The sequence below is a fragment of the Kineococcus halophytocola genome (assembly GCF_041276425.1).
Lineage (GTDB): Bacteria > Actinomycetota > Actinomycetes > Actinomycetales > Kineococcaceae > Kineococcus > Kineococcus halophytocola.
In genome coordinates this window covers 1-23,137 of the sequence record NZ_JBGFTU010000021.1, presented here as the reverse complement: position 1 = coordinate 23,137, position 23,137 = coordinate 1, and the positions used below count along the sequence as shown (strand labels likewise).

General features: G+C 74.6%; 22 protein-coding genes. 16 read left to right on the top strand and 6 right to left on the bottom strand.

Annotation, left to right across the window (positions count from 1 at the left end; translation table 11 throughout):
• Positions 1-53: 53 nt before the first annotated feature.
• Entirely contained in the window at positions 54-419 is a 366-nt protein-coding gene (locus tag AB2L27_RS16540) for a hypothetical protein (RefSeq protein WP_370442590.1), read from the bottom strand.
• A 125-nt stretch (positions 420-544) separates the two neighbouring features.
• Here AB2L27_RS16540 and AB2L27_RS16535 point away from each other — a divergent pair, with 125 nt between their 5' ends.
• Both AB2L27_RS16535 and AB2L27_RS16530 read left to right on the top strand, forming a co-directional pair.
• Positions 545-1,777 carry a GGDEF domain-containing protein gene (locus tag AB2L27_RS16535; RefSeq protein ID WP_370442589.1) on the top strand — a complete coding sequence of 411 codons (1,233 nt, stop codon included), beginning with the start codon at positions 545-547 and terminating at the stop codon, positions 1,775-1,777.
• Positions 1,774-3,576 carry a putative bifunctional diguanylate cyclase/phosphodiesterase gene (locus AB2L27_RS16530; protein ID WP_370442588.1) on the top strand — a complete coding sequence of 601 codons (1,803 nt, stop codon included), beginning with the start codon at positions 1,774-1,776 and terminating at the stop codon, positions 3,574-3,576. The genes AB2L27_RS16535 and AB2L27_RS16530 overlap by 4 nt, the downstream gene beginning before the upstream one ends.
• Here AB2L27_RS16530 and AB2L27_RS16525 read toward each other — a convergent pair.
• Both AB2L27_RS16525 and AB2L27_RS16520 read right to left on the bottom strand, forming a co-directional pair.
• The gene (locus tag AB2L27_RS16525) at positions 3,543-4,229 is read right to left on the bottom strand and encodes a class I SAM-dependent methyltransferase (protein ID WP_370442587.1); all 687 of its coding nucleotides are present in this window, start codon (positions 4,227-4,229) and stop codon (positions 3,543-3,545) included. The two genes, AB2L27_RS16530 and AB2L27_RS16525, sit on opposite strands and share 34 nt — an antisense overlap.
• Positions 4,230-4,236: 7 nt before the next feature.
• Complete coding sequence (locus AB2L27_RS16520) at positions 4,237-5,040, bottom strand: hypothetical protein (protein ID WP_370442586.1); 804 nt, start codon at positions 5,038-5,040, stop codon at positions 4,237-4,239.
• A gap of 65 nt (positions 5,041-5,105) precedes the next feature.
• Here AB2L27_RS16520 and AB2L27_RS16515 point away from each other — a divergent pair, with 65 nt between their 5' ends.
• The 6 genes from AB2L27_RS16515 (at position 5,106) to AB2L27_RS16490 (ending at position 9,598) form a co-directional block, all read left to right on the top strand.
• Positions 5,106-6,077: a Ppx/GppA family phosphatase gene (locus AB2L27_RS16515; protein WP_370442585.1), complete on the top strand. Its 972-nt coding sequence runs from the start codon at positions 5,106-5,108 to the stop codon at positions 6,075-6,077.
• A 10-nt stretch (positions 6,078-6,087) separates the two neighbouring features.
• A complete protein-coding gene (locus AB2L27_RS16510) occupies positions 6,088-6,921 on the top strand; it encodes a sugar phosphate isomerase/epimerase family protein (RefSeq protein ID WP_370442584.1) in 834 nt (277 codons plus the stop codon).
• Positions 6,922-6,949: 28 nt separating this feature from the next.
• Positions 6,950-7,747 carry a pyrroline-5-carboxylate reductase gene (gene proC / locus AB2L27_RS16505; RefSeq protein WP_370442583.1) on the top strand — a complete coding sequence of 266 codons (798 nt, stop codon included), beginning with the start codon at positions 6,950-6,952 and terminating at the stop codon, positions 7,745-7,747.
• A gap of 96 nt (positions 7,748-7,843) precedes the next feature.
• The gene (locus AB2L27_RS16500; RefSeq protein ID WP_370442646.1) at positions 7,844-8,959 is read left to right on the top strand and encodes an acetoin utilization protein AcuC; all 1,116 of its coding nucleotides are present in this window, start codon (positions 7,844-7,846) and stop codon (positions 8,957-8,959) included.
• Between the two features lie 192 nt (positions 8,960-9,151).
• A complete protein-coding gene (locus tag AB2L27_RS16495) occupies positions 9,152-9,352 on the top strand; it encodes a helix-turn-helix domain-containing protein (protein ID WP_012085057.1) in 201 nt (66 codons plus the stop codon).
• Positions 9,353-9,499: 147 nt separating this feature from the next.
• Positions 9,500-9,598, top strand: coding sequence for a 30S ribosomal protein bS22 (locus AB2L27_RS16490; RefSeq protein WP_012085056.1), 99 nt, complete (start codon positions 9,500-9,502; stop codon positions 9,596-9,598).
• Positions 9,599-9,937: 339 nt separating this feature from the next.
• On the opposite strand, the gene AB2L27_RS16485 is transcribed toward AB2L27_RS16490, so the two are convergent.
• The 3 genes from AB2L27_RS16485 to AB2L27_RS16475 all read right to left on the bottom strand — a co-directional run bounded on the left by AB2L27_RS16485 (position 9,938) and on the right by AB2L27_RS16475 (position 12,741).
• A complete protein-coding gene (locus tag AB2L27_RS16485; protein ID WP_370442582.1) occupies positions 9,938-10,348 on the bottom strand; it encodes a hypothetical protein in 411 nt (136 codons plus the stop codon).
• 283 nt (positions 10,349-10,631) lie between these two features.
• Positions 10,632-11,819: a GH12 family glycosyl hydrolase domain-containing protein gene (locus AB2L27_RS16480; RefSeq protein WP_370442581.1), complete on the bottom strand. Its 1,188-nt coding sequence runs from the start codon at positions 11,817-11,819 to the stop codon at positions 10,632-10,634.
• 94 nt (positions 11,820-11,913) lie between these two features.
• A complete protein-coding gene (locus AB2L27_RS16475) occupies positions 11,914-12,741 on the bottom strand; it encodes an HAD family hydrolase (RefSeq protein WP_370442580.1) in 828 nt (275 codons plus the stop codon).
• A 41-nt stretch (positions 12,742-12,782) separates the two neighbouring features.
• Between AB2L27_RS16475 and AB2L27_RS16470 the strand changes: the two genes are divergently transcribed.
• The 8 genes from AB2L27_RS16470 (at position 12,783) to AB2L27_RS16435 (ending at position 22,655) form a co-directional block, all read left to right on the top strand.
• Positions 12,783-13,073, top strand: coding sequence for a glutaredoxin family protein (locus AB2L27_RS16470; RefSeq protein ID WP_370442579.1), 291 nt, complete (start codon positions 12,783-12,785; stop codon positions 13,071-13,073).
• Positions 13,074-13,270: 197 nt separating this feature from the next.
• Entirely contained in the window at positions 13,271-13,981 is a 711-nt protein-coding gene (locus tag AB2L27_RS16465) for a redox-sensing transcriptional repressor Rex (RefSeq protein WP_370442578.1), read from the top strand.
• A 9-nt stretch (positions 13,982-13,990) separates the two neighbouring features.
• Positions 13,991-15,322 (top strand): glutamyl-tRNA reductase, encoded by a 1,332-nt coding sequence (locus AB2L27_RS16460; RefSeq protein ID WP_463605045.1) that lies wholly within the window; start codon positions 13,991-13,993, stop codon positions 15,320-15,322.
• The gene (gene hemC / locus AB2L27_RS16455; RefSeq protein ID WP_370442576.1) at positions 15,319-16,359 is read left to right on the top strand and encodes a hydroxymethylbilane synthase; all 1,041 of its coding nucleotides are present in this window, start codon (positions 15,319-15,321) and stop codon (positions 16,357-16,359) included. The genes AB2L27_RS16460 and hemC overlap by 4 nt, the downstream gene beginning before the upstream one ends.
• Before the next feature lie 5 nt (positions 16,360-16,364).
• A complete protein-coding gene (locus tag AB2L27_RS16450) occupies positions 16,365-18,158 on the top strand; it encodes a bifunctional uroporphyrinogen-III C-methyltransferase/uroporphyrinogen-III synthase (protein ID WP_370442645.1) in 1,794 nt (597 codons plus the stop codon).
• 35 nt (positions 18,159-18,193) lie between these two features.
• A complete protein-coding gene (gene hemB / locus AB2L27_RS16445; RefSeq protein WP_370442575.1) occupies positions 18,194-19,171 on the top strand; it encodes a porphobilinogen synthase in 978 nt (325 codons plus the stop codon).
• Positions 19,172-19,259: 88 nt separating this feature from the next.
• Positions 19,260-20,552 carry a Fic family protein gene (locus AB2L27_RS16440; protein ID WP_370442574.1) on the top strand — a complete coding sequence of 431 codons (1,293 nt, stop codon included), beginning with the start codon at positions 19,260-19,262 and terminating at the stop codon, positions 20,550-20,552.
• Between the two features lie 135 nt (positions 20,553-20,687).
• Positions 20,688-22,655, top strand: a complete 1,968-nt coding sequence (locus tag AB2L27_RS16435; RefSeq protein WP_370442573.1) for a type I restriction-modification system subunit M — start codon at positions 20,688-20,690, stop codon at positions 22,653-22,655.
• Positions 22,656-23,137 lie beyond the last annotated feature (482 nt).

Below are 23,137 nucleotides of genomic sequence, written 5' to 3'. Positions count from 1 at the left end.
CCGGTGCGGGGGTCGTGGCGGAGCGGGGGGCCGTCGGTCGGGCGCCGTGCCGGTCAGGTGCCGTAGAGGACCTTCATGGTCGTCATGAGGATGCCGAGCGTGGCCATGACGAAGCTGGGCACGAAGGCGAGGATCGCGGCGCCGATGCTGCCGCTCTTGCGGTACAGCAGGTAGGCGGAGAAGACCATGACGAGCGCACCGACGAGGGTGAAGCTGAGGCCGACGGCGATCCGGCCACCGGGGGCCGCCTCGTAGGGGTCCGACCCCAGCAGCAGCAGCGGGACCACGCCGGACAGGAACAGCCCGACGACCCAGATCGCCAGGGCGGCGACGGTGCCGGCGTTGGGCTTGGGCCACTTGACGGGGTTGAGGGCCCGCTGCTCCTCGTGCTGGACCGGCGGGGTGGCGTGCGCGCTCATGCCTCCATCATCCACGCTCGGGGCCCTGCACGGCGACCCAGGTGCCGAACGGGTCGCCCCGGCCCCGTTGGGCCGGGCGGGTGAGCCGGCTCCGGAGGCCGCCGCGGGCCGCCGACACCTCCACGGTGAGAGGACCGCGCCGAGGAGGCAGCCTGCTGCCGCGGCGGTTCGAGGCGCCGCTGGAGCGGGAGTTCCAGGTGGTCCGCAACGCGGCGCGCTCGCGGTGGTTCCTGCCCACGGCCGTGCTCGGTCTCGTCTTCTTCGACCTGTACGTCCTCATCGACCTCGTCCTCGCCCCGCAGGTCCTCGGGCTGTCCCTGGGCCTGCGCCTGGGGCTGGTGACCCCCGTCGTGGCCGCGGGGCTGTGGCTGCGCACGCGGCGGATCGCCGCCCACCCCGGCACCCGCCTCGACGCCCCGCTGGTCGCCGGGGCCGCCGTGCTGGTCGTCGTGGTCGTCGCCGTCCTCCAGCGCAGCGCCCCCGGCGCCCTGGAGGGGGCCTACTTCGGGGGCGTCTTCGTCGTCGTCGTCTTCTTCGGCACCCTGCTGCGCAACGACGTGCGGGGGGCCGGCGGGACGCTGCTGGCGATGGTCGCCGCCGTCGCCTGGGGGCAGTGGTACGTGGGGACCGACCCGCTCGCCCTGCAGCTCGCCGCGCTCCTGGCGGTCGCCGTCAGCGGCCTGTTCGGCCTCGTCCTGGCCGGCACCGTGGAGGAGAGCGAACGGGCCCGGTTCCTCACCGAGCGCCGCGAGCGCCGGCTGGCCGCCGAGCGCGAGGAGCTCATCGCCGCCCTGGCCCGGGCCGCCGTCCGCGACGAGCTGACGGGGCTGCTCAACCGGCGCGGGCTGCTCGAGCGCGTCACGGCCCACCCGCGCGCCGCGGGCCGGGCGGGCGTCCTGCTCGTCGACGTGGACCACTTCAAGGAGCTGAACGACCGGTTCGGCCACCTGGAGGGGGACCGGTCCCTGAGGCTGGTGGCCGACGCCCTCGCCGCGGCGTGCCGGCCCACCGACGTCGTGGCCCGCTTCGGCGGGGAGGAGTTCGTCGTGGTGCTCGACGTGGGGGCCGGAGCGGAGGACGGTGACCGTGACGAGGTCGGTGTCGGTGTCGGTGCCGGGGAGGACCCGGGGGAGGGGGACCTGCACGTGGCCGGTGGACGGGTGCGCGCGGCGGTGCGCGACCTGGCGCTGCCCCACCCCCGCGGCGGGGTCGTGACCGTGAGCGTCGGCGCGGCCCGCGGGCCCTGGGAACGGGCCCTGGCCGACGCCGACCGGGCCGTCTACGCGGCCAAGGACGCCGGCCGCGACACCGTCGTCGTGCACGGCGCCGGCGCCCCGGCCGCGGGGGTCGCCTCGTGAACCCCCGTCACCTGTCCGGTATCGGCCGCCGGCTGCGCGGGCTGGGGGTGCCCGTCGTCTCCCCCCGGTACGAGGCCCTGGCCCGGCAGGCGGCCGACGAGGTGCTCGTCACCAGCCCCGAGGGCACCGTCCGGTTCCTCAGCCCCTCCTTCAGCCGCCGCTGGAACCTCGACCGGTGGGCCCTGCTGGGGATGGACGCCTTCGACTGGATCCACCCCGACGACCGCGACCGCGCCCGCGAGGCCCTGCGGCGGGCCTGCCTGCCGGGGGCCGCGCCGGTGGACTCCGAGCACCGCTACCTCGTGCTGCGGACGGGGGAGGTGCGCTGGGTCCGGGTGCGGTTCAGCGACGCCCGCCACGAGCGCAGCGTCGCCGGCGTCATCTGGAACTGCGTCGACACCACCGAGGAGAAGCACGCCTTGGAGGCGTTGCGCTTCGTGGCCGACCACGACCGGCTCACCGGTCTGCCCAACCGCCGCAGCCTGTTCGAGGCCCTCGCCACCGCCCGGGCGGCCGGGGCGACCTGCGGTCTGGTGCTCATCGGCCTCGACGGGCTCCGGGCCGTCAACGACCGCCTGGGCCACTCCGCCGGTGACGACGTCGTGCGCCGCACCGCCGAACGGCTCACGCGGGTGGCCGGCGGGGACGCGGTCGTCGCCCGCCTCGACGGGGACGAGTTCGCCCTGCTCGTCACGGGCACCGAACGGGTCGTCGGGCAGGCCGTCGCCGTCCTCGGGGAGCGGTGCGTGCGCGCGGTGCGCGAACCGGTCGCCGTCGGCGGGCGCTCCGTCGTCGTCACCGCCGGGGTCGGCACGGCGCTGGCCGGTCCCGCCGGCGGGCCGGACCGCCCGGCCCCGGCGGACCCGGACGGCCACGACCGGGTCCGGGAGCTGTTCGGGCACGCCGACGTGGCCCTGACCGCGGCCAAGGCCGCCGGTGGGGACCGCGCGGTCCCCTTCTCCCGCAGCCTGCTCGACGCCCGGCACGAGCGCGCCGAGCTCGCCGCGGACCTGCGCCAGGCCGTCGGCCAGGGGCAGTTGCGCGTCGTCTACCAGCCGCTCGTCGACCTCGCCGCGGGGTCGACGGTGGGGGTGGAGGCGCTCGTGCGCTGGGAGCACCCGCGCCGCGGGACGGTCTCCCCGGCCGTCTTCGTCCCCGTCGCCGAGGAGTCCGGGACGATCCTGGAGCTGGGGGCCTTCGTGCTCGACGAGGCCCTGGGGGCCGCCGCCGGGTTCCGCGCCGCCGCCGGGGGCGGGGTGCTCGTCAGCGTCAACCTCTCGGCCCACCAGCTGCTGCAGCCCGGTCTGGACGGGTTCGTCGCCGACGCCCTGGCCCGGCACGCGGTCGACCCGGCCGTGCTGTGCCTGGAGGTGACCGAGAGCGCCGCCGTCGCGGACCTGTCCGCCGCGCGCGAGACGCTGCTGCGCCTGCGCTCGCTGGGGGTGCAGACGGCCCTGGACGACTTCGGCACCGGCTACTCCTCGCTGTCGTACCTGCGCCGGCTGCCCGTCGACAAGCTCAAGATCGACAAGTCGTTCCTCGACGACGTCGCCGACGACCAGGGCGTCGCGGTGCTGTCCGGGATCGCCGCGCTCGCCTCCGGGCTGGGGCTGACGACGGTCGCCGAGGGCATCGAGACCGACCAGGTGGCCCGGCTGGTCGCCCGGGCCGGGTGCACGTGGGGTCAGGGCTACCACTTCGCCAGGCCGCTGCCGGAGCAGCAGGCCCGTGAGCACCTGGCCCGGCGGCCGGGCCGGGAGGGGCCTCAGAACCCCTTGTGGCGCAGCACGACGGCGTAGTCGACCCGGGTGCCGGGGTGGCCGGCGAGGAACGCCTCGGCCAGCCGGGGGGCGAACTCGATGCGGACGACGGCCTCGAGGTCGGCGCGGGAGTCGAACTCCCACGCCACGTCGAGCCGTTCGGCGGCCCAGCCGCGGCGGGCGAAGAACCGGTCGACGGCCACGGGGTCGTAGGACGGCAGGGACGTCGCGAACCACCGGCCGACCGTCGAGCGGGTGGCGTCGTTGTCCACGACGAACGCCGTCCCGCCCCGGCGCACGACGCGGTCGAGCTCGGCCAGCCCGGGTTCGCAGCCGGGGCCGAAGAAGTACGCCCAGCGGGCGTGGACCACGTCGACGCTCGCCCCCGGCAGCGGCAACGACCCCGCTTCGCCCTGCAGCACACGGGTTCCCGGGACCCCCGCCACCCGGTCCCGGGCCCGCCGCACGAGGGGCGGGTGCGGTTCGACGCCGGTCACCGAGCGGGCGCTCGCCGCGAACCGGGGCAGGTGGAACCCGGCGCCGCACCCGACGTCGAGGACGTCGAGCCCGGACCAGTCGTGGATCTCCCGCATGGTCGCCTCGATGAGCCCGCCGCGGTCCACGGCGAGGTTCTCCAGCTCGTAGACGTCGGGGGAGTCCCAGATGTTCGGGCTGGGGACGACGCCGCTCACCCGCTCGTCACCGGCGCCGGTCGGCGGGGTGGACCGTCAGCGGCAGCAGCCGCCGGTGCGCCGAGCCCGACCGCGTCCGCGCCACGAGCGCCTCGCAGTGCCGGGCCAGCTCCTCGTAGGGCGCGTCCCCGATCATCTCGCGCAACTCGTTCTCGCAGCTGCGGAACACCGGCCGCTCGGCGACGTGGGCGGCGGGGTTGCCGGTGCAGTACCAGTCCAGGTCGTGCCCGCCCTCGCCCCAGCCGCGGCGGTCGTACTCGGCGATGCTCACCTCCAGGTACGTGGACCCGTCCCCGCGCGTGACCGTCCGGTAGGAGCGCTTCAGGGGGAGCTGCCAGCACACGTCGGGTTTGTAGGTCAGGGGGTCGACGCCGTCGCGCAGGGCCTGCAGGTGCAGCGCGCAGCCGGCGCCGGCGGGGAAACCCGGCCGGTTGGCCAGGATGCAGCCGCCCTCGTGCACGCGCGTCTTGCGCTCGCCGTCCTCGACCTCCGTCCAGCCGCCGGCGCGGGCCTCGTCGTGGAACTGCCAGACCTCCGGCGTCAGCCGCCGGACGACCCCCGCGACGCGCTCCTCGTCGGCCTCCTCCGTGAAGTGGGCCCCCAGCGCGCAGCACCCGACGTCGGGGCGGTCGGCGTAGATCCCGGGGCAGCCGTCGCCGAAGATGCACGTGTAGTCGCTCGTGAGCCAGGTCAGGTCGACCCGGTAGACCGTCCCGGGCTGGTCCTCGGGGTCGTTCCCGTCCGTCACGTCCTGGGGGTCGGGGAACTCCAGCCACAACCGGGCGGTGTCCAACGGGGTCTCCACGCTCACCGCAGCAGCGTAGGCGCGCCCGCCGGCCGCGCGGGGCACCCGCCGTCGTCCACTAGGGTTCCGGCGTGCGCTTGGGTGTCCTGGACGTGGGCAGCAACACCGTCCACCTGCTGATCGTCGACGCCCACCCCGGGGCCCACCCCCTGCCGGCGAACTCCACCCGGCGCCTGCTGCGGCTGGCCGAGCACCTGACCCTCGACGGCGCCATCGACGACGCGGGCATCGAGGCGCTCACCGACGCCGTCGCCGCCGCGGCCGCCGCCGCCGAGGACGCCGGGGTCACCGAGATGCTCGCGTTCGCCACCTCGGCCGTGCGCGAGGCCGTCAACGGCGAGGACGTCCTGGACCACGTCGAGCGCACCACCGGCGTCCGGTTGCAGGTGCTGCCCGGCACCGCCGAGGCCGACCTGACGTTCCTCGCCGTGCGCCGCTGGTTCGGCTGGTCGGCGGGCCGGCTGCTCGTGCTCGACATCGGCGGGGGCTCCCTGGAGGTCGCCGCCGGCCTGGACGAGGCGCCGGACGTCTCCTTCTCCCTGCCGCTGGGCGCCGGCCGCCTCACCCGCGACCGGCTCGCCGGGGACCCGCCCGCACCGGAGGCCGTGCGCGACGTGCGCCGCTGGGTGCGCCAGCAGGTCGCCTCCCGGGTGCGCGACGTGGCCCGCGCCGGCACCCCCGACCACGTCGTCGTGACGTCGAAGACCTTCCGCAGCCTGGCCCGGCTCACCGGCGCGGCCCCCGCCGCGGAGGGGCCGGCGGTGCGCCGCGTCCTGCGCCGCGACGACCTCGCCCCCTGGGTGCCGAAGCTGGTCGCCATGAGCGCCCGCCAGCGCGCCGAGCTGCCCGGCGTCAGCGCCGAGCGCGCCCCGCAGGTCCTGGCCGGGGCCCTCGTGGCCGAGGCCGCCTTCGAGCTGCTGGGCGTGGAGGAGGCGCTGGTCTGCCCCTGGGCGCTGCGCGAGGGCGTCATCCTGCGCCGCCTGGACGCCATCACCGCCGGGGCCGTGGACGGCGGGCACGGCGTCGTCGGCGCGGGGAACTAGCGTGGGCGCCGTGGAAGCGACGCCCCCCGGGAACCTGCCCGGCAGCCAGGTCCGGGTGGGGCTGTCGACGACGTGCTCCTACCCGGAGTCGACGACGGCCGCCTTCGAGATCGCCGCGCGCCTGGGCTACGACGGCGTCGAGGTCCTCGTCTGGACCGACCCCGTCAGCCAGGACGCGGCCGCCCTGGGCCGCCTCGTGGAGCACTTCGGGGTGCCCGTGCTGTCCGTGCACGCCCCCACGCTGCTGCTCACGCAGCGCACGTGGGGCCGGGGGGACCCGTGGGGCAAGCTCGAACGCTCCGCCGAGCTGGCCGCCGCGCTGGGCGCCTCCACCGTCGTCGTGCACCCGCCGTTCCGCTGGCAGCGCGAGTACGCGAGCGGGTTCGTCGCCGGGATCGAGGCGCTCGAGGTGCGCACGGGCGTGACGATGGCCGTGGAGAACATGTTCCCCTGGCGCGCCCGCGGCCGTGAGCTCGTCGCCTACGCCCCCGGCTGGGACCCGACCGACCTCGGCTACCGGAACCTGACGCTGGACTACTCCCACGCCGCGACGTCGGAGCAGGACTGCCTGGAGCTGACGCGCGCCTTCGGCGCCCGCCTGGCCCACGTGCACCTGTGCGACGGCACCGGCTCGGCCAAGGACGAGCACCTCGTGCCCGGCGACGGCACCCAGCCCGTGGCCGCGGCCCTCGCCGAGCTGGCCCGCACCGGGTTCGGCGGGACCGTCGTCGCCGAGGTCAACACGCGCCGGGCCCGGGGCCGCGCGGCCCGGGAGGAGTCCCTGGCCCGCACGCTGGCCTTCGCGCGCGAGCACCTCGCGCGGACCCCGGAGGTGACGGGATGAGGACCCGGGTGGACGGAGGGGGACGCGCGTGAAGCTGGCGCTGGTCGGTGCGGGGGTGATGGGCCAGACCCTGCTGGGGGGTCTGCTGCGCGCGGGACGGTCCGCCGACGACGTCCTCGTCGTGGACCGCCGGGCCGGTCGCGGCCGGGAGCTGCACGAGCGCTTCGGCGTCCGCGTGACGGGCGAGGTCACCGCCGTGCGCGGGGCGCGGACGGTGCTGCTGGCCGTCAAACCGCAGGACCTGCCCGCGCTGCTGGATTCCCTGGCCCCGCACCTGGACGCCGACGCGCTCGTCGTCTCCCTGGCCGCCGGGGTCACCACCGCGGCCATCGAGGCCCGGCTGCCGGCGGGGACGTCCGTCGTGCGGGTCATGCCGAACACGCCCTCCCTCGTCGACGAGGGGATGGCGGCGCTCGCGGCCGGGTCCTCGTGCGCCGACGCGCAGCTGGCCGAGGCCGAGGACCTGCTGCGCTCGTGCGGGCGCACGGTCGTGCTGGCCGAGAAGCACCTGGACGCCGTCACCGCGCTGTCCGGGTCCGGGCCGGCCTACGTCTTCTACGTGGTGGAGGCGATGGTCGAGGCGGGGGTCCTGCTGGGCCTGCCGCGCGCCACGGCCACCGAGCTCGTGGTCCAGACGGTGGTGGGGGCCGGGGCGATGCTGCGCGAGACCGGCCAGCACCCGACCGTCCTGCGCGAGCAGGTGACGTCCCCGGCGGGCACGACGGCCGCCGCGCTGCGCCAGCTCGACGACTCCGGCGTCCGGGCGGCGCTGATCTCCGCGGTGGAGGCCGCCGCGGCCCGCTCCCAGCAGCTGTCGGGGGGCTGAGCCGTGGCCGACGGGACGGGTGCGGCGGGCCGGGACGAGGTGCGCGTCGTCTGGGACGAGGCGTTCACGCGCTACGACTTCGGCCGGTGGCACCCGATGGCCCCCGTCCGGCTGGACCTGACCGCGCGCCTGTGCGCCGACCTGGGCCTGTTCGACCGGCCCGGGGTCACCGTCGTGGGGGCCGAACCCGCCGACGACGAGCTGCTGCGCACCGTGCACGACCACGCCTACGTCGAGGCGGTGAAGGCCGCCTCGGCCGACCCGCGCCAGGCCCAGGAGGTCTTCGGCCTGGGCACCGAGGACGACCCGGCCTTCCCGGGGATGCACGAGGCCGCGGCCCGGATCGTGGGCGGCTCCGTCGACCTCGGCCGCGCCCTCGTCGCGGGCCGGACGCTGCACGGGGTGAACTTCTGCGGGGGCATGCACCACGCCAAACCGGGCTGCGCCAGCGGGTTCTGCGTCTACAACGACGCCGCGGCGGCCATCGTGGCCATGCTGCGCGAGGGTGCCGGGCGCATCGCCTACGTCGACCTGGACTGCCACCACGGCGACGGCACCGAGGCCGTGTTCTGGGACGACCCCCGCGTGCTGACGGTCAGCGTGCACGAGTCGGGCACGACGCTCTTCCCGGGGACCGGCTTCGCCGACGAGCTCGGCGGCCCGCACGCCCACGGCAGCGCGGTCAACCTCGCCCTGCCGGCGGGCACGGGGGACGCGGGCTGGTTGCGGGCGGTGCACGCGGTGGTCCCGCAGCTCGTGCGGTCCTTCGCCCCCGACGTGCTGGTGACCCAGCACGGGTGCGACACCCACGCCCTGGACCCGCTGGGGCACCTGACGGTCTCCGTCGACGCCCAGCGGGTGGCCTCGGCGGCGATGCACGCCCTCGCCCACGAGGCGTCGCAGGGCCGGTGGCTCGCCCTCGGTGGCGGGGGGTACGAGGTCGTCGACGTGGTGCCGCGGACCTGGGCCCACCTGGTCGCCGAGGCGTCCCAGCAGCCCCTGGACCCGGCGACCCCGCTGCCGGCGTCGTGGCGGGCGCACGTGGAGGCGACCCTGGACCGGCAGACCCCCGAGACGATGACGGACGGTGAGCCCGCCACCTTCACGGGCTGGGAGTCCGGCTACGACCCGGACGACGCCGTGGACCGCGCGATCCTGGCCACGCGGCGGGCCGCGTTCCCCCTGCACGGGCTCGACCCGGACTTCGACTGATCTCCCAGGAAGTTTTTACCGAGCGTCAGTGCTGGTCACAGGCTGTTTAAGTCACTCTGTGTGACTCCGTAGCCACGTAGACCTTCCACGCGCGTCACACCTGCCCCTACAGTGGACTCGAAACGCGCCCCCACCGGGCCGTCCGCGGGGGACGGTGCGCAAACGGCGCGCGAACTGAAGGGTGCTGTGGGGATGCCTGAGGATCGCCCGCTGTCCGAGGTCCGGTTCCTGACCGTGGCCGAGGTCGCATCGATGATGCGCGTGTCGAAGATGACGGTGTACCGCCTGGTGCACAACGGGGAGCTGCCCGCCGTGCGCGTCGGCCGCTCCTTCCGCGTGCCCGAGGCCGCCGTCCACGAGTACCTGCGGCAGTCGTTCATCGACACCGCCTGAGCCGGCCGCCCCGCACCGCCCGGCACGTCGGGCGCGTACGGGCGGGTAGACTCGACGACGGTCTGCCGCTCGCTGAGCGGCACGTCAGCGTGCCGGTCCGCCGGGGCGCCGGCACGCAACCAGTCGTATCGAGTGAGCGAGGACCCCTTGGGCTCTGTCATCAAGAAGCGTCGCAAGCGCATGGCGAAGAAGAAGCACCGCAAGCTGCTCCGCCGCACGCGTCACCAGCGTCGCAACAAGAAGTGATGCGCTGAAGGGCGGCTCCCCCGCGGGGGAGCCGCCCTTCGTGCTGTCGTGGGCCTTCTGCCGACCGAGCTCAGGGTGCGGCGCTGGACGGGGCGGCGTGACGTGCAAGCCCTGGCCGTCCTGGACCCGCACCAGGCCGGCGGGGAACACGGCCGCGGTAGTGCGCCCGCGACGAGGAGCCGCGGCACCGGCTCCCCGTCGTCCAGCGATGTCCTCCCGGGGTGCGCGGTGAGGGGTGGAGCACCCGGTGGGTCGTCGGGCGCGAAGTACCCAGCGGGTGTGGTGACCGCATCCGCCGGCAGGCGCTGCCGCGGGTGGAGTCCCGGGCTGAGCCCGCACTCAGGCGGGTGCGAAGGCCACGGCCCACGCCGAAGCGGAGCCGTCGACGCGGCTGGGCTCGACCTTCGAGTCTCCGGTGCCCGGGACGGGGAGCTCCGGCACTTCCTGCACCTGCCCGTCGCACGTCAACGTCCGGGCGGTACCGGCCAGGTCCAGGTCCACGTCGCCGCCGCCGACGCACACGGCGAAAGCGCGCACGGTCGAGTTCGCGGTCAGCGGGACCGAAGCGCCCTGACCGACGACGGCCTGCCCACCGACGGTCCCCAGGACTGCGGGTGTTTCCCCCGCAGCACCCGCCGCAGCGCGTGCGGCGGTCGCCGCTGACGTGGCCAGACCCACTGCCTCATCGACACGATTGTCCGGCACGCCGGCCTCCTGGTCTGAGGTGCAGGCCGCGACGCCGGCCAGCACCGCTACCGCCAACGCCAGGCGCACACCGCGGGGGGCGGGGGCACGCCCGGTCCTGGCGCCGGCAGGAAGCGGCGCGGAGGTGCTCGTGCGGGACACGCCTCCATCTCAGGAACAGGCCCGCACCCCGGTCTCGACGTCGCGGAACGGGACCCGGGCCTGGTTCCCGCACCACGGTGCCTGCCCCTCCCGGCCCCGGCTCGTTCGCACGGTGCGGGCCGTCGGTGGTGCGGTGCTGCCGCTCCCCGCGACCGGGGACGAGGTGAGCCGTCCGGCCGGGCGAGGGTCAGGAGCAGGTGATCGTGGCCGGGGTGGCGGTGCTGCCGGTGGCGGCGAGCTGGTAGCCGAACGTCGTGGTCGCGCCCGCGGCGAGGGAGCCGTCGTAGGAGGCGTTCCGCACCGTCAGCGTCCGCCCGGACTGCGTCCAGGTGCCGTTCCACAGATTGGTCACCGTCTGCCCCGCGGGCAGCGTCGCCACCGTCGTCCAGCCGGTGCGGGCCCGGGCGCCGTTGGTGACCGTCACGGTCTGCACGGCGCCGGTGCCCCCGGCGGAGTCGGTGCGCGGCGTGGCCGAGCAGATCGGGCGGCCCGACGTCGGGCGCACCGCGCGGGTCACCGTCGGCGCGGGGCGGGCCGTCGTGGTGGGGCTCGGGTCGGGTGCGGGGGTGGCCGCCGGGCCGGTGCCCGCGGAGAACGAGGTCACCGCCAGGCCGGCCCCGCCGGTCCACGGCTCGAACCCGGCCTGGACGCTCGTGAGGTACCAGGAGCGCTGGACCCAGCCGCGGGCCAGGGCGTCGTCGAAGAAGGTGCTGACGGGCAGGTCGAGCGAGGAGGTCGGGGTGGTCCGCACGTAGGAGACGACGTTCCACCCGGTGGTGCCGAACCAGACGTCCCAGGTCGCGCCCGCGAGCGCCACGGTGGCGACCTCGCGGCCGATGGGCTGGGGCCGGCCGGCGTGGTTCAGCCACACCATGACCTCGGCGCCGGTGTTCTGGCCGTCGGTGCGCGGGGTCGGGTCGAACCACAGGTCGTAGGCGGCGTTCCACTCACCCGTCGCCGAACCCGCTGCGGGGTAGGTCGTGTCGACGCTGGCGCGGACGGAGCGGAAGGTGCTGCCGGACGCCTGCACGGGGGTGAAGCCCGGCGTGCAGTCGGCGTGGTGGCAGCCCCAGTAGATCGAGGGGTAGCTCTCGGGGGCGCCGTCGGTGGGCACGGCGCCGTCGGCGCGGGTGAGGCGGAACCCCGTCGCGGTGGGCTCGATGCACTGCTGGGCCGAGGTGCCCCAGCGGTTGTTCTGGATGCGGTACTGCCCGTCCGCCGTCGTCGCCTTGGCGTACTGGTCGCACAGCGCCGTGGCCGCGGCGGCGCGGGGGGTGTCGAGCGTGGTCACCGCGGTGGCGGCGCCGGCGAGGACGGCGGTGACGGCGGCGGCCGCCCCGAGCGCGGGTCCGGCGGAGGCGGTGAGGGCGCGCACACCGCTGTCTCGACGCCGGGGTGGGCGCGACCTGAGCGTTCTGTGGCGTGATCTGCGTCACGCCCGGCTCACACCCGAGCCGCGCCCGCGGGGGTCACCGGCGGCGCAGCAGCCCGGCGACCACGACGGCGCCGGCGGCCACGCCCCCGGCCCGCACGCTCCAGCGGGCGACGTGCTGCCAGGAGCGGAACTCGTGGACGGGCCACCCGTGGGCCAGGGCGTGCCGGCGCAGCGCGCGGTCGGGGTTGACGGCGCTGGGGGAGCCGACCAGGCCGAGCAGGGGCAGGTCGTTGGCGGAGTCGGAGTAGGCCGCGCAGCGGCTCAGGTCGAACCCGCGGTCCCCGGCCAGGGCGCGCACGGCGTCGGCCTTGGCCTGCCCGTGCAGCGGCTCGCCGGTGAGGCGGCCGGTGTAGGTGCCGTCGACGGACTCCGCGACGGTGCCGAGCGCACCGGTCAGGCCCAGGCGGCGGGCGATGACGTCGGCGAGCTCGACGGGGGCCGCGGTGACGAGCCAGACGGGGGCCCCGGCGTCCAGGTGCCGGCGGGCCAGCGCGCGGGTGCCGGCCCGCACCTTGGCCTCGACGTGCTCGTCGTAGACCTCCTCGCCGATCTGGCGGATCTCGGCGGTGGTGTGCCCGGCGACGAAGGCCAGCGCCAGTTCCCGGACCTCGACCAGGTGCCCGAGGTTCTCCCCGCGCAGGGCGAAGTGCAGGGCGCGGCGACCGAAGCGCTGCAGCTCGCGGCGGGAGAAGAAGCCCCGGGCGGCCAGGCCGCGGGCGAAGTAGAACAGGGAGGCGCCGCGGACCATCGTGTTGTCCAGGTCGAAGAAGGCCGCGTCCCACGCCGGTTCGCGCGGGGGTCCGCCCAGGGTGCCGTCCGGTCCGGCCACGGGGGTGGGGCGGGAGGCGTCGTCGCGGTGCACTGCGGCATCGTAGGACGCGCCACCGACAAGGAGGGTGACGAATGGTCCACGGACAGCGATCACGTGCGGCGGACGCCCGCGTCGTGCTCGTCTCCCGCGCCGGGTGCCACCTGTGCGAGGAGGGCCGGGAGGTCGTGCGCGCGGTGGCCGAGTCGGCCGGGGTGGCCTGGGCCGAGGTCGACGTCGACGCCGACGCCGAGCTGTCGCGGCGGTTCACCGACAAGGTCCCGGTCGTGCTCGTCGACGGCGCCGAGCGGGACTTCGGGCACCTGGACGCCGACCGGTTGCGGCAGGCGCTGGCGGGCCGGCGGTGGTGGCGGCGGGGGCGCTGACCGCCACCGAACCGCAGGTGAGGTGAGGCTCCCCTTCCTGTGAAACCACAGGTCACGGACGGCGTGGTGCTCGTCACGCGGGCCCTGCACGACTTTGTGCATGGCTTCACAAGAGCCTAGGCTGCTGGCGCACGACCAGGGGTCCGGGGGTTCCCCCAGACCCGAGCGACGCGTACGAGGGTGCCGGTCTGACCGCTGTGGACGAGGACGACGTGGGGACGGTCGACGTCCCCGAGGCGACCGTGGCGCGGCTGCCCCAGTACCTGAGGGCCCTGTCGGTCCTGGCCGAGGCCGGTCTGCGGACGGTCTCCTCCGAGGCGCTGGCCGAGGCCGTGGGCGTCGGGTCGGCCAAGCTGCGCAAGGACCTCTCGCACCTGGGCAGCTACGGCACCCGCGGCGTCGGGTACGACGTCACCGGTCTGCACCGGCAGATCGCCGACCGCCTCGGGCAGGCGACCCCCTGGAACGTCGTCATCGTCGGCATCGGCAACCTCGGTCACGCCCTGGCCGGCTACGGCGGCTTCGCCGACCGCGGCTTCCGGGTCGTGGGCCTGTTCGACGACGGCCCCCAGGTCGTCGGGGAGGTCGTGGGCGGGGTGCGCGTCCGCCCGCTGTCCGAGCTGGACCGGGTCGTGCACCCGGGGGAGACCATCGGGGTGCTCGCCGTGCCCGCCGAGCACGCCCAGGACGTCTGCGACCGGCTCGTGGCCGCCGGGGTGCGCAGCGTGCTGAACTTCGCCCCGGCCGTGCTGCGCGTGCCCGACGGCGTCGACGTGCGCAAGGTGGACCTGGCCTCGGAGCTGCAGATCCTCGCCTTCCACGCCCAGCGGCGCGGCGTGCGCGGGAACGTCCCCGCGCGTGTGCCGTCCCTGGGCCCCGTGACCGAACGTGTCGGAGAGGTGGTCTGAGTGGCCCTCATGGTCGTGGGTCTGTCCCACCGGACGGCGTCGCTGGACGTGCTCGAGCGCGCCAGCGTCGACGCGGGCGCGGCCCAGGAGGTCGTGGCGTCGCTGACGGCCTCCCCGCACGTCGACGAGGCCTTCGTCCTGTCCACCTGCAACCGGGTCGAGCTGTACTGCGACGTCACCCGCTTCCACGGCGGGGTCGCCGACGTGGGCGACGCGCTGTGCCGGCGCATCGGCCTGGGCGTGGAGGACCTGGGCGAGCAGCTCTACGTCCACTACGAGGACGCCGGGGTCGAGCACCTGTTCCGCGTCGCCTGCGGGCTGGACTCGATGGCCGTGGGGGAGAGCCAGATCCTCGGTCAGCTCCGGCTGGCGCTGCGCGACCTGCACGAGCGCGGCCTGGCCGGTGGCACGCTGGACCGGTTGCTGCAGAACGCGTTGCGCGTGGGCAAGCGGGCGCACTCCGAGACCCGCCTGGACGCCGCGGGGGCCTCCCTGGTCGACGCGGCGATGACCCGCGCCACCGCGGTCGTCGGGGGCCCGCTCGCCGGCCGCCGCGCCCTGGTCGTCGGGGCCGGGGCCATGAGCGCGCTCGTGGCGACGACCTTCGCCCGCGCCGGCCTGGACGTCGTCGTGGCCAACCGCACCCCCGACCGCGCCCGGCGCCTGGCCGCGGCCGTCGGCGGCCGGGCCACCGGCCTGGACGACCTGCGGGCCGAGGTGGCCGCCGCCGACGTCGTCGCGAGCTGCACCGGCGCCGTCGGGCACGTCCTGGACGTGGCCACGGTGGCCGCGGCCCTGCTGGACCGCCCGCAGCGGCCGCTGTTCGTGGCCGACCTCGCGCTGCCCCGCGACGTGGCCCCCGACGTGGCGACGCTGCGCGGGGTGCACCTGGCCGGTCTGGAGGCCCTGGGGGCCGACCTGGCCAGTACCGCCGTCGCCGACGACCTGCGCTCGGTGCGGGCGATCGTGGCCGAGGAGGTCGCGGCGCACGCGGCCTCGCTGCGGGCCGCCGACGTGGCCCCGACCGTCGTCGCGCTGCGCGCGCAGGCCCGCCACGTCGTCGACGCCGAGATGCGCCGGCTGACCAGCCGCGTCGACCTCGACGACGCCTCCCGCGCCGAGGTGGACCGCGCGGTGCACCGCATCGTGGAGAAGCTCCTGCACACCCCGACCGTGCGGGTCAAGCAGCTCGCCGAGTCCCCCGGCGGGGTGGGGTACGCCGCGGCCCTGCGCGCGCTGTTCGACCTGGAGGTCGGGCCCGAGCACGCCCGCGGCGGGGCCCTGCCCGGGGACGCCCCGCTGTCGGGGACCGTCGCCGACGCGGTGGGACGGGTGTCGTGACGCGGGTGCTCCGGCTCGGGACCCGGCGCAGCGCGCTGGCCACCACCCAGAGCTCCTGGGTCGCCGACGCCCTGCGCCGCGACGGCTCGCAGGTCGAGCTGGTCGAGGTGACCACGCACGGCGACGTCAACCGGGCGCCCCTGGCCCAGATCGGCGGCACGGGGGTCTTCGTCTCGGCGCTGCGCGACGCGCTGCTCGCCGGGGAGGTCGACCTCGCGGTGCACTCCCTGAAGGACCTGCCGACCGCCGCCGCCGAGGGCCTGGCCCTGGCCGCCGTCCCCGAGCGCGAGGACCCGCGCGACGCGCTCGTCGCCGCCGGCCGCACGCTGGCCGAGCTGCCCGCGGGCGCCCGCGTCGGGACCGGTTCGCCCCGCCGGCAGGCGCTGCTGCAGGACCTGCGCCCGGACCTGGAGGTCGTGGCGATCCGCGGCAACATCGACACCCGGCTCGGGTACGTCGCCTCCGGCGAGCTCGACGCCGTCGTCCTGGCCGCCGCCGGGCTGGCCCGCATCGGCCGCGCGGCGGAGGTCAGCGAGTTCTTCGCCCCCGCCACGTTCGTCCCGGCCCCGGGGCAGGGCGCGCTGGCCGTGGAGTGCCGCGCCGGGGACGAGGAGGTGCGCGCGGCCCTGGCCCGGCTGGACGTGCCCGCCGTGCGCCGGGCCGTGGCGGCCGAGCGGCAGGTGCTCGCCTCCCTGGAGGCGGGCTGCTCCGCCCCCGTCGGGGCCTACGCCGACGACCGGACCCTGCACGTCGCCGTCCAGGCCGCCGACGGCGCCCTCGTGCGCCGCGCCCGCCCGTTCGCGACTGTCGCCGACGAGGCCTCCGCGCGTACGTTGGGCTTCGACGTCGCGCGCGACCTGCTGACCCACGGACTCTCGGGGCCCGCGGGGACCGTCCGCCGTCCCGAGAGCCCCCCCGCGTCCAGACCCGGTGCGCCCGCCGCAGCCCGCAGCGACGGACCGCAGGTCTCGTCGGAGAACCACCCCCAGGACCGTCCGGACGACGGTCCACGTCCCGATCCGGAGAGTGGCTCGTGAGCACGATGACGAACAGCCCCCTCGTGGCCGACCCGGAGCAGGTGCCGGTCGACGCGGTGGCGGTGGCCCCCGAGGTGAGCGTCCTCACCGAGGTGGTCGACGCGAAGAAGAGCCGCGACGAGGTCCCCGCTCAGCCCCGCGCGAAGAGGACGTCGTCGAAGGGCACGGCGCGCAAGGACAAGACGGGCGACAAGGACCGCGCCGCCAAGGCCGACAAGGAGCTCGGGCACGTCTCCTTCGTCGGGGCCGGCCCGGGCGACCCCGGGCTGCTCACCGTGCGCGCGGTGGACCTGCTGCGCACCGCGGACGTCGTCGTCCTGGACCAGTCCAGCCGCGAGGACCTCGTGGCCCGCTTCGGCCGCACCGGGGTGGAGGTGCTCGACGCCGGTTCCGGCGAGGACGGTCAGCCCCTGACCCGCGCCGCGCGCGCCAAGCTCGTCGTGCGGGCCGCCAAGGCCGGCGGGCGCGTCGTGCGGCTCATGGACGGGGACCCCTCGACCTTCACCGGCCTCGTCGACGAGGTCGCGGCCTGCCGCAAGTCCGGGGTCGGCTTCGACGTCGTCCCCGGGGTCTCGGCGGTCAACGCCGTGCCCGCCTACGCCGGGGTCCCCATGACCACGCCGTCGACGTCGAGCATCAACGTCGTCCACCCCGCCGGCCGCGCCCTGGACTGGTCCCGGCACGCCGACGCCGACGCCACGGTCGTGGTCCTCGGCACCGGGGACGACATCGCCACCGCCGCGCGCGGGCTGCTGGCCGCCGGCCGGTCGGCGGCCACCCCCGTGGCCCTGACCTCCCACGGCACGACGACGACGCAGACGACCACCACGGCCACCCTCGGCACGCTGGAGGAGGCCGCGACGGTCCTGGACGGCTCGCCGACCACGGCCGTCGTCGGCGACGTCGTCGCGTTGCGCGAGCAGAACAGCTGGTACGAGACCAAGCCGCTGTTCGGCTGGCGCGTCCTGGTGCCGCGCACGAAGGAGCAGGCCGGCGGCATCACCACCCGGCTGTCCGAGCACGGCGCCACCGCCGAGGTCGTCCCGACGATCTCGGTGGAGCCGCCGCGCACGCCGCAGCAGATGGAGAAGGCCGTCAAGGGCCTGGTGACCGGCCGCTACGAGTGGATCGGGTTCACCTCGGTCAACGCCGTGCGCGCGGTGCGGGAGAAGTTCACCGAGTACGGCCTCGACGCCCGCGCGTTCTCCGGCCTGAAGGTCGCCGCCGTCGGCGGGGTCACCGCCGAGGCGTTGCGCGAGTGGGGGATCGAACCCGACCTGCTGCCCGAGACCGAGCAGTCGGCCGCCGGGCTGCTGGAGGCGTGGCCGCCCTTCGACGACGTGCTGGACCCCATCAACCGGGTGTTCCTGCCGCGCGCCGACATCGCCACCGACACCCTGGTGGCGGGGTTGCAGGAGCACGGCTGGGAGGTCGACGACGTCACGGCCTACCGGACCGTGCGCGCGGCCCCGCCCGCCGCGCCCGTGCGCGACGCCATCAAGACGGGCTCGTTCGACGCGGTCGTGTTCACGTCCAGCTCCACGGTGCGCAACCTCGTCGGGATCGCGGGCAAGCCGCACCCCTCCACGGTCGTGGCGTGCATCGGCCCGGCCACGGCCAAGACCGCCGAGGAGCACGGCCTGCGGGTCGACGTCCTCGCCGCCGAACCGAGCGCCGACGCGCTCGTGGAGGCGCTGGCCGGGTACGGCCAGGGGTTGCGGGCCGGGGCCGTGGAGGCGGGCGAACCCGTCCTGCGGCCCAGCCAGAAGAAGTCGTCCGCGCGCCGCCGGGCGCGCTGAGCATCGCGCGCCCCGGCGCGCTGGAGAGGTCCCCCGTGGTGCAGCTGCCCGTCCGTCCCCGTCGTCTGCGCTCCACCCCGGCGATGCGCCGGCTGGTGACCGACGTGCACCTGCACCCGGGGGACCTGGTCCTGCCCGTCTTCGTGCGCGAGGGGCTGACGCAGGACCAGCCCGTCCGCACGCTGCCGGGCGTGGTCCAGCACACCCGCGCCTCGCTCGTGGCCACCGCGAAGGAGGCCGCCGCGGCCGGGCTCGGCGGGATCATGCTGTTCGGGGTGCCCGAACGGCTGGACGCGACCGGCTCGGGCGCCGACGACCCCGACGGGATCCTCAACGTCGCGCTGAAGGACGTGCGCGAGGCCGTGGGGGACGACCTCGTCGTCATGGCCGACCTGTGCCTGGACGAGTTCACCGACCACGGCCACTGCGGCGTCCTGGACGACCGCGGTCGCGTCGACAACGACGCCACGCTGGAGCGGTACGCCTCGATGGCCCTGGCCCAGGCTGCCGCGGGCGCGCACGTGCTGGGGCCCAGCGGGATGATGGACGGCCAGATCGGGGTGCTGCGCGACGTCCTGGACTCCGGCGGGTACGAGGACACGGCGCTGTTCGCCTACGCCGTGAAGTACGCCAGCGGGTTTTACGGCCCGTTCCGCGAGGCCGTGAACTCCCAGCTCACGGGCGACCGCCGCACCTACCAGCAGGACCCGGCCGCGAACGTCTCCGAGGCCCTGCGCGAGGTGCGCCTGGACCTCGACGAGGGCGCCGACATGGTCATGGTCAAACCCGGCCTGCCCTACCTCGACGTGCTGCGCGCCGTGGCGGACGTCGCCGACGTGCCCGTCGCGAGCTACCAGGTGTCGGGGGAGTACGCGATGGTCGAGTTCGCCGCGCAGGCCGGGGCGATCGACCGCGAGCGGGTGGCGATGGAGTCGCTGCTGGCGCTGCGGCGGGGCGGGGCGCAGATCGTGCTGAGCTACTGGGCGCTGGAAGCGGCGCGGGAGTGGCTGTGAGGGGCTGAACCTTCCACGAAACGGCCTTCCGTAGAAGGTTGGGTGGTCAACCTTGCACGGTCGTGGTCGACGTGAAAGGTTGGCGAGCGTGGCCGCCTCCGAGGACGCGTTCTGGACGGCGGGTGGCGAAACCGGCCTGCCCAGCCGGGACCGCCGGTCCGGCCCCTACCGCACCTACCGGCCGGACCCGCTCGGTGGTCGCCCCCTCGTCGTGGATCCGACACTCTCCCGGCGCATCGGCGAGGTCGAGCGGTCGATCCGGCGACTGGCCGGGGGGACGTCCGGTGTCGACCTCGAAGGCCTCTCCCGGTTCCTCCTGAGGTCGGAGGCCGTGGCCAGTTCTTTCATCGAGGGCATCGCGCCGTCGAGCGCGAACGTCGCGGTCGCCGAGCTCGCCCAGACCGAGGACGTCCAGCGGGTCGGTGACCAGGCCCAGCTGGTCGCTCGGAACATCACGATCGTCGCCCGTGCCACCGAAGAGCTCGTAGCCCTCGACGAGGTCGCGGTGGACGACGTCGTCCGCCTGCAGAGCAGTCTGATAGCGGAGGAGCGGCACCACGGGATCCGTGTGGTCCAGAACTGGATCGGCGGGTCCAACTGGCACCCCCTCCAGGCGCAGTTCGTGCCCCCGCCACCGGACCAGGTCGACGAGCTCATGGCGGACCTGTCCGACTACGTCAACGGTTCGCACCACGCGCCCCTGGTGCAGGCGGCGCTGGTGCACGCCCAGTTCGAGACCGTCCACCCGTTCACCGACGGCAACGGCCGGGTGGGTCGTGCCCTCATCCACACCGTGCTGGCCCGCCGGGGTCTGACGCGCCAGGCCGTCCTGCCCATCAGCCTCGTCCTCTCGACCCTGCGCGAGCAGTACGTGGAGGGACTCACGTCCTACCGCTACGAGGGTTCCCCCGACGACGCCGCCGCGGTGTCGGGGACCCAGCGGTGGATCCGGACCTTCGTCGAGGCGGCAGCGGTCGCCGTGGAGCAGGCCTCCGACCTCGCCGCCGCGGTCGGGGACCTGCGCGCGGAGTGGGACGAACGCCTCTCCCGGCACCGCGCGGGACGAGGGGTCCGCGAGGTGCCGCGGGCCGGTTCGGCCACGGCCAGGCTCCTGGCCCTCCTCCCCGAGGCCCCCGTCGTGACGGCCCGGACCGTCGAGCGGGTGCTGGACGTCTCGTACCCGGCGGCCAACGCGGCGGTCCAGGACCTCGCGGAGGCCGGGATCCTGCGTGCCCGGCAGCTCAAGCGCGGGACCACCGGGTACCTGGCCACCGAGGTGCTGGACCTGGTCGACCTCACGGAACGCCAGCTGGCCAGCACGGCCTTCGACACCCGGACGAGCCCGCCGAACCGGCCGGTGCCGGCGCGGCGGCAGGTCTGAGACGAGGAGGTGCGATCCGGTGGCCGGCTGACGCAGCGGCACCTCCGACTTCCGGTCCCGCTCATAGGATGAGGACGACGCTGAGATCACGACCTGACTACCGTTCGTGACAGCGACTCGACGAGGGGGACAGCAGTGACGCAGGTCGAAGGCTTCGGGGACAAGGTCGGCTTCATCTGGTCGATCGCCGACCTGCTCCGTGGAGACTACCGGCCCCACGAGTACGGCCAGGTCATCCTGCCGTTGACGGTGCTGCGCCGCCTCGACTGCGCTCTCGCCCCGACGAAGACGAAGGTCCTCGAACGTGACGCCGCGCTCACGGTGCAGAACAAGGACCGCATCCTCAAGGGGGCGGCGAAGCAGCCGTTCTACAACACGAGTCCTCTGGACTTCACGCGCCTCCTCGACGATCACGAGAACCTCGCCGCCAACCTCCTGCAGTACGCCTCGGCGTTCTCGGCGGGCACGGCCGAGGTGCTGGAGAAGTACAACTTCGCCAACCACGTCGAGCGCCTCGACGCGGCGGGGCTGCTGTACCAGGTGGTGAGCCGGTTCCACGACGTGGACCTCGGGCCGGAGGCGGTGCCGAACGAGGCGATGGGCTACATCTTCGAGGAACTGCTGCGGCGGTTCAACGAGATGAGCAACGAGACCGCGGGTGAGCACTTCACCCCGCGCGAGGTCATCAAGCTCATGGTCAACATCCTCTTCTCCGAGGACGACGAGGCGCTGCGGGGCAGCGCCCCGGTCCGGTCGATGTTCGACCCCGCCTGCGGCACGGGCGGCATGCTCATCGGCGGGCAGGAGCACCTGCACGACCTGAACGAGAGAGCCACCCTGGAGATCTTCGGGCAGGAGCTCAACGGCGAGACGTGGGCCATGGCCCGTTCGGACCTGATGATCAAGCAACAGGAACCGGAGAGCATCCAGCTGGGCAACAGCCTGTCCGCGGACGCGTTCCCGGGTCGCACGTTCGACTACCTGCTGGCTAACCCGCCGTTCGGGGTGGACTGGAAGCGGATCCAGAAGACCATTACGGACGAGCAGGCCAACCTCGGGATGGCCGGTCGCTTCGGAGTGGGCCTGCCGCGGGTCTCCGACGGCAGCCTGCTGTTCCTGCAGCACATGATCTCGAAGATGAAGCCCGTGGAGGAGGGCGGGAGCCGGCTGGCGATCGTCTTTTCCGGCTCACCCCTGTTCTCCGGCGGCGCCGGGTCGGGGGAGTCGGAGATCCGCAAGTGGATCATCGAGAACGACTGGCTGGAGGCCGTCGTCGGCCTGCCGGACCAACTGTTCTACAACACCGGGATCTCGACGTACTTCTGGGTGCTGACGAACCGCAAGGCGCCCGAGCGCCGGGGTAAGGTCCTGCTGCTGGACGCGCGTGAGTCGTGGACGAAGATGCGCAAGTCCCTGGGCGACAAGCGCAAGTACGTGAGCGACGAGCAGATCGCCGACGTGACCCGGCTCTACCACGACGCCCTGGCGGGTGACCTCAGCGACGAGCGGGTCCGGGTGTTCGCCAACGAGGACTTCGGGTACCAGCGCATCACGGTCGAGCGTCCCCTTCGACGGAGGTGGGACGTGACCGAGGAGGCCGTCGCCGCGGTCGAGATCGCCAAGCCGTTCCTCAAGGCGGACATCGACCACGACGCGGTTCTCGGGGTGCTGCGGGGGTTGGTCGGCACCTCCGAGGCGACCGAGGCCGGTGTGTGGAAGGTGTTCTGGAAGGAGGCGTCCGCGGCCGGGTTGCCGACCCTCGCGGCACCCGTGCGCAAGGCGATCCTCGCGGCGTGCGCGGTCCCGGACCCCGAGGCCGAGCCGCAGCTGGACAGCAAGAAGCAGGTGCTGCCCGACCCCGATCTGCGGGACAACGAGAACGTGCCGTTGACGGAGGAGATCGACGAGTACGTGGCGCGGGAGGTGCTGCCGCACGTGCCGGATGCCTGGGTGGACGAGAGCAAGACGCGGGTGGGGTACGAGATCCCGTTCACGCGGTTCTTCTACGAATACGTGCCGCCACGGCCGCTGGCGGAGATCGACGCGGAGATCGACGAGGTTGAGGCCGAGATTCAGCGGCTGCTGGGACAGGTGGCGCGTTGAATATGACACGGTTGCGGTACATGGCGGAGATCAACCCGTCAACCCCGGCTTTTGAGCGTGTCTCCCCGGATGATTCGGTTACCTTCACCCCGTTAGAAGCAATCTGGCCGGGGGGCAGGGCGGACTTCTCGCGCAGCCAGTTCAAGGCGGCAGTCAATACAGGGTACGTTCGCTATCAAGAAGGTGACGTCCTCCTGCCGAAAGTCACCCCCACCTTTCAGGCTGCCCGCGCTGCTGTCGTGACAGACTTGCCGGGAGGGGTCGGAGCCGGCTCCACGGAGCTGCATGTCCTCCGAGCCTTTTCCGGGCACGACCCGCGTTTCATTTGCTACCTTACTCAGAGCTCCCCTTTTCTGGCTCTTCGGATCTGATGGTGGGAAGTTCAGCCTGACCTCTTCTTCTTCCGTCGGGTCCGCCAGGGACGGGTGCCATCAGCAGCGAGCAGGATCCTGATCCGGTAGTTCGCGAAGTTGCGGAACCCG

Coding starts and splice junctions, on each gene's coding strand:
- AB2L27_RS16495 (WP_012085057.1), top strand. CDS start 9,152: ATGCCTGAGGATCGCCCGCTGTCCGAGGTCCGGTTCCTGACCGTGGCC.
- AB2L27_RS16540 (WP_370442590.1), bottom strand. CDS start 419: ATGAGCGCGCACGCCACCCCGCCGGTCCAGCACGAGGAGCAGCGGGCC.
- AB2L27_RS16470 (WP_370442579.1), top strand. CDS start 12,783: ATGGTCCACGGACAGCGATCACGTGCGGCGGACGCCCGCGTCGTGCTC.
- AB2L27_RS16450 (WP_370442645.1), top strand. CDS start 16,365: ATGACGAACAGCCCCCTCGTGGCCGACCCGGAGCAGGTGCCGGTCGAC.
- AB2L27_RS16500 (WP_370442646.1), top strand. CDS start 7,844: ATGGCCCCCGTCCGGCTGGACCTGACCGCGCGCCTGTGCGCCGACCTG.
- AB2L27_RS16460 (WP_463605045.1), top strand. CDS start 13,991: ATGGTCGTGGGTCTGTCCCACCGGACGGCGTCGCTGGACGTGCTCGAG.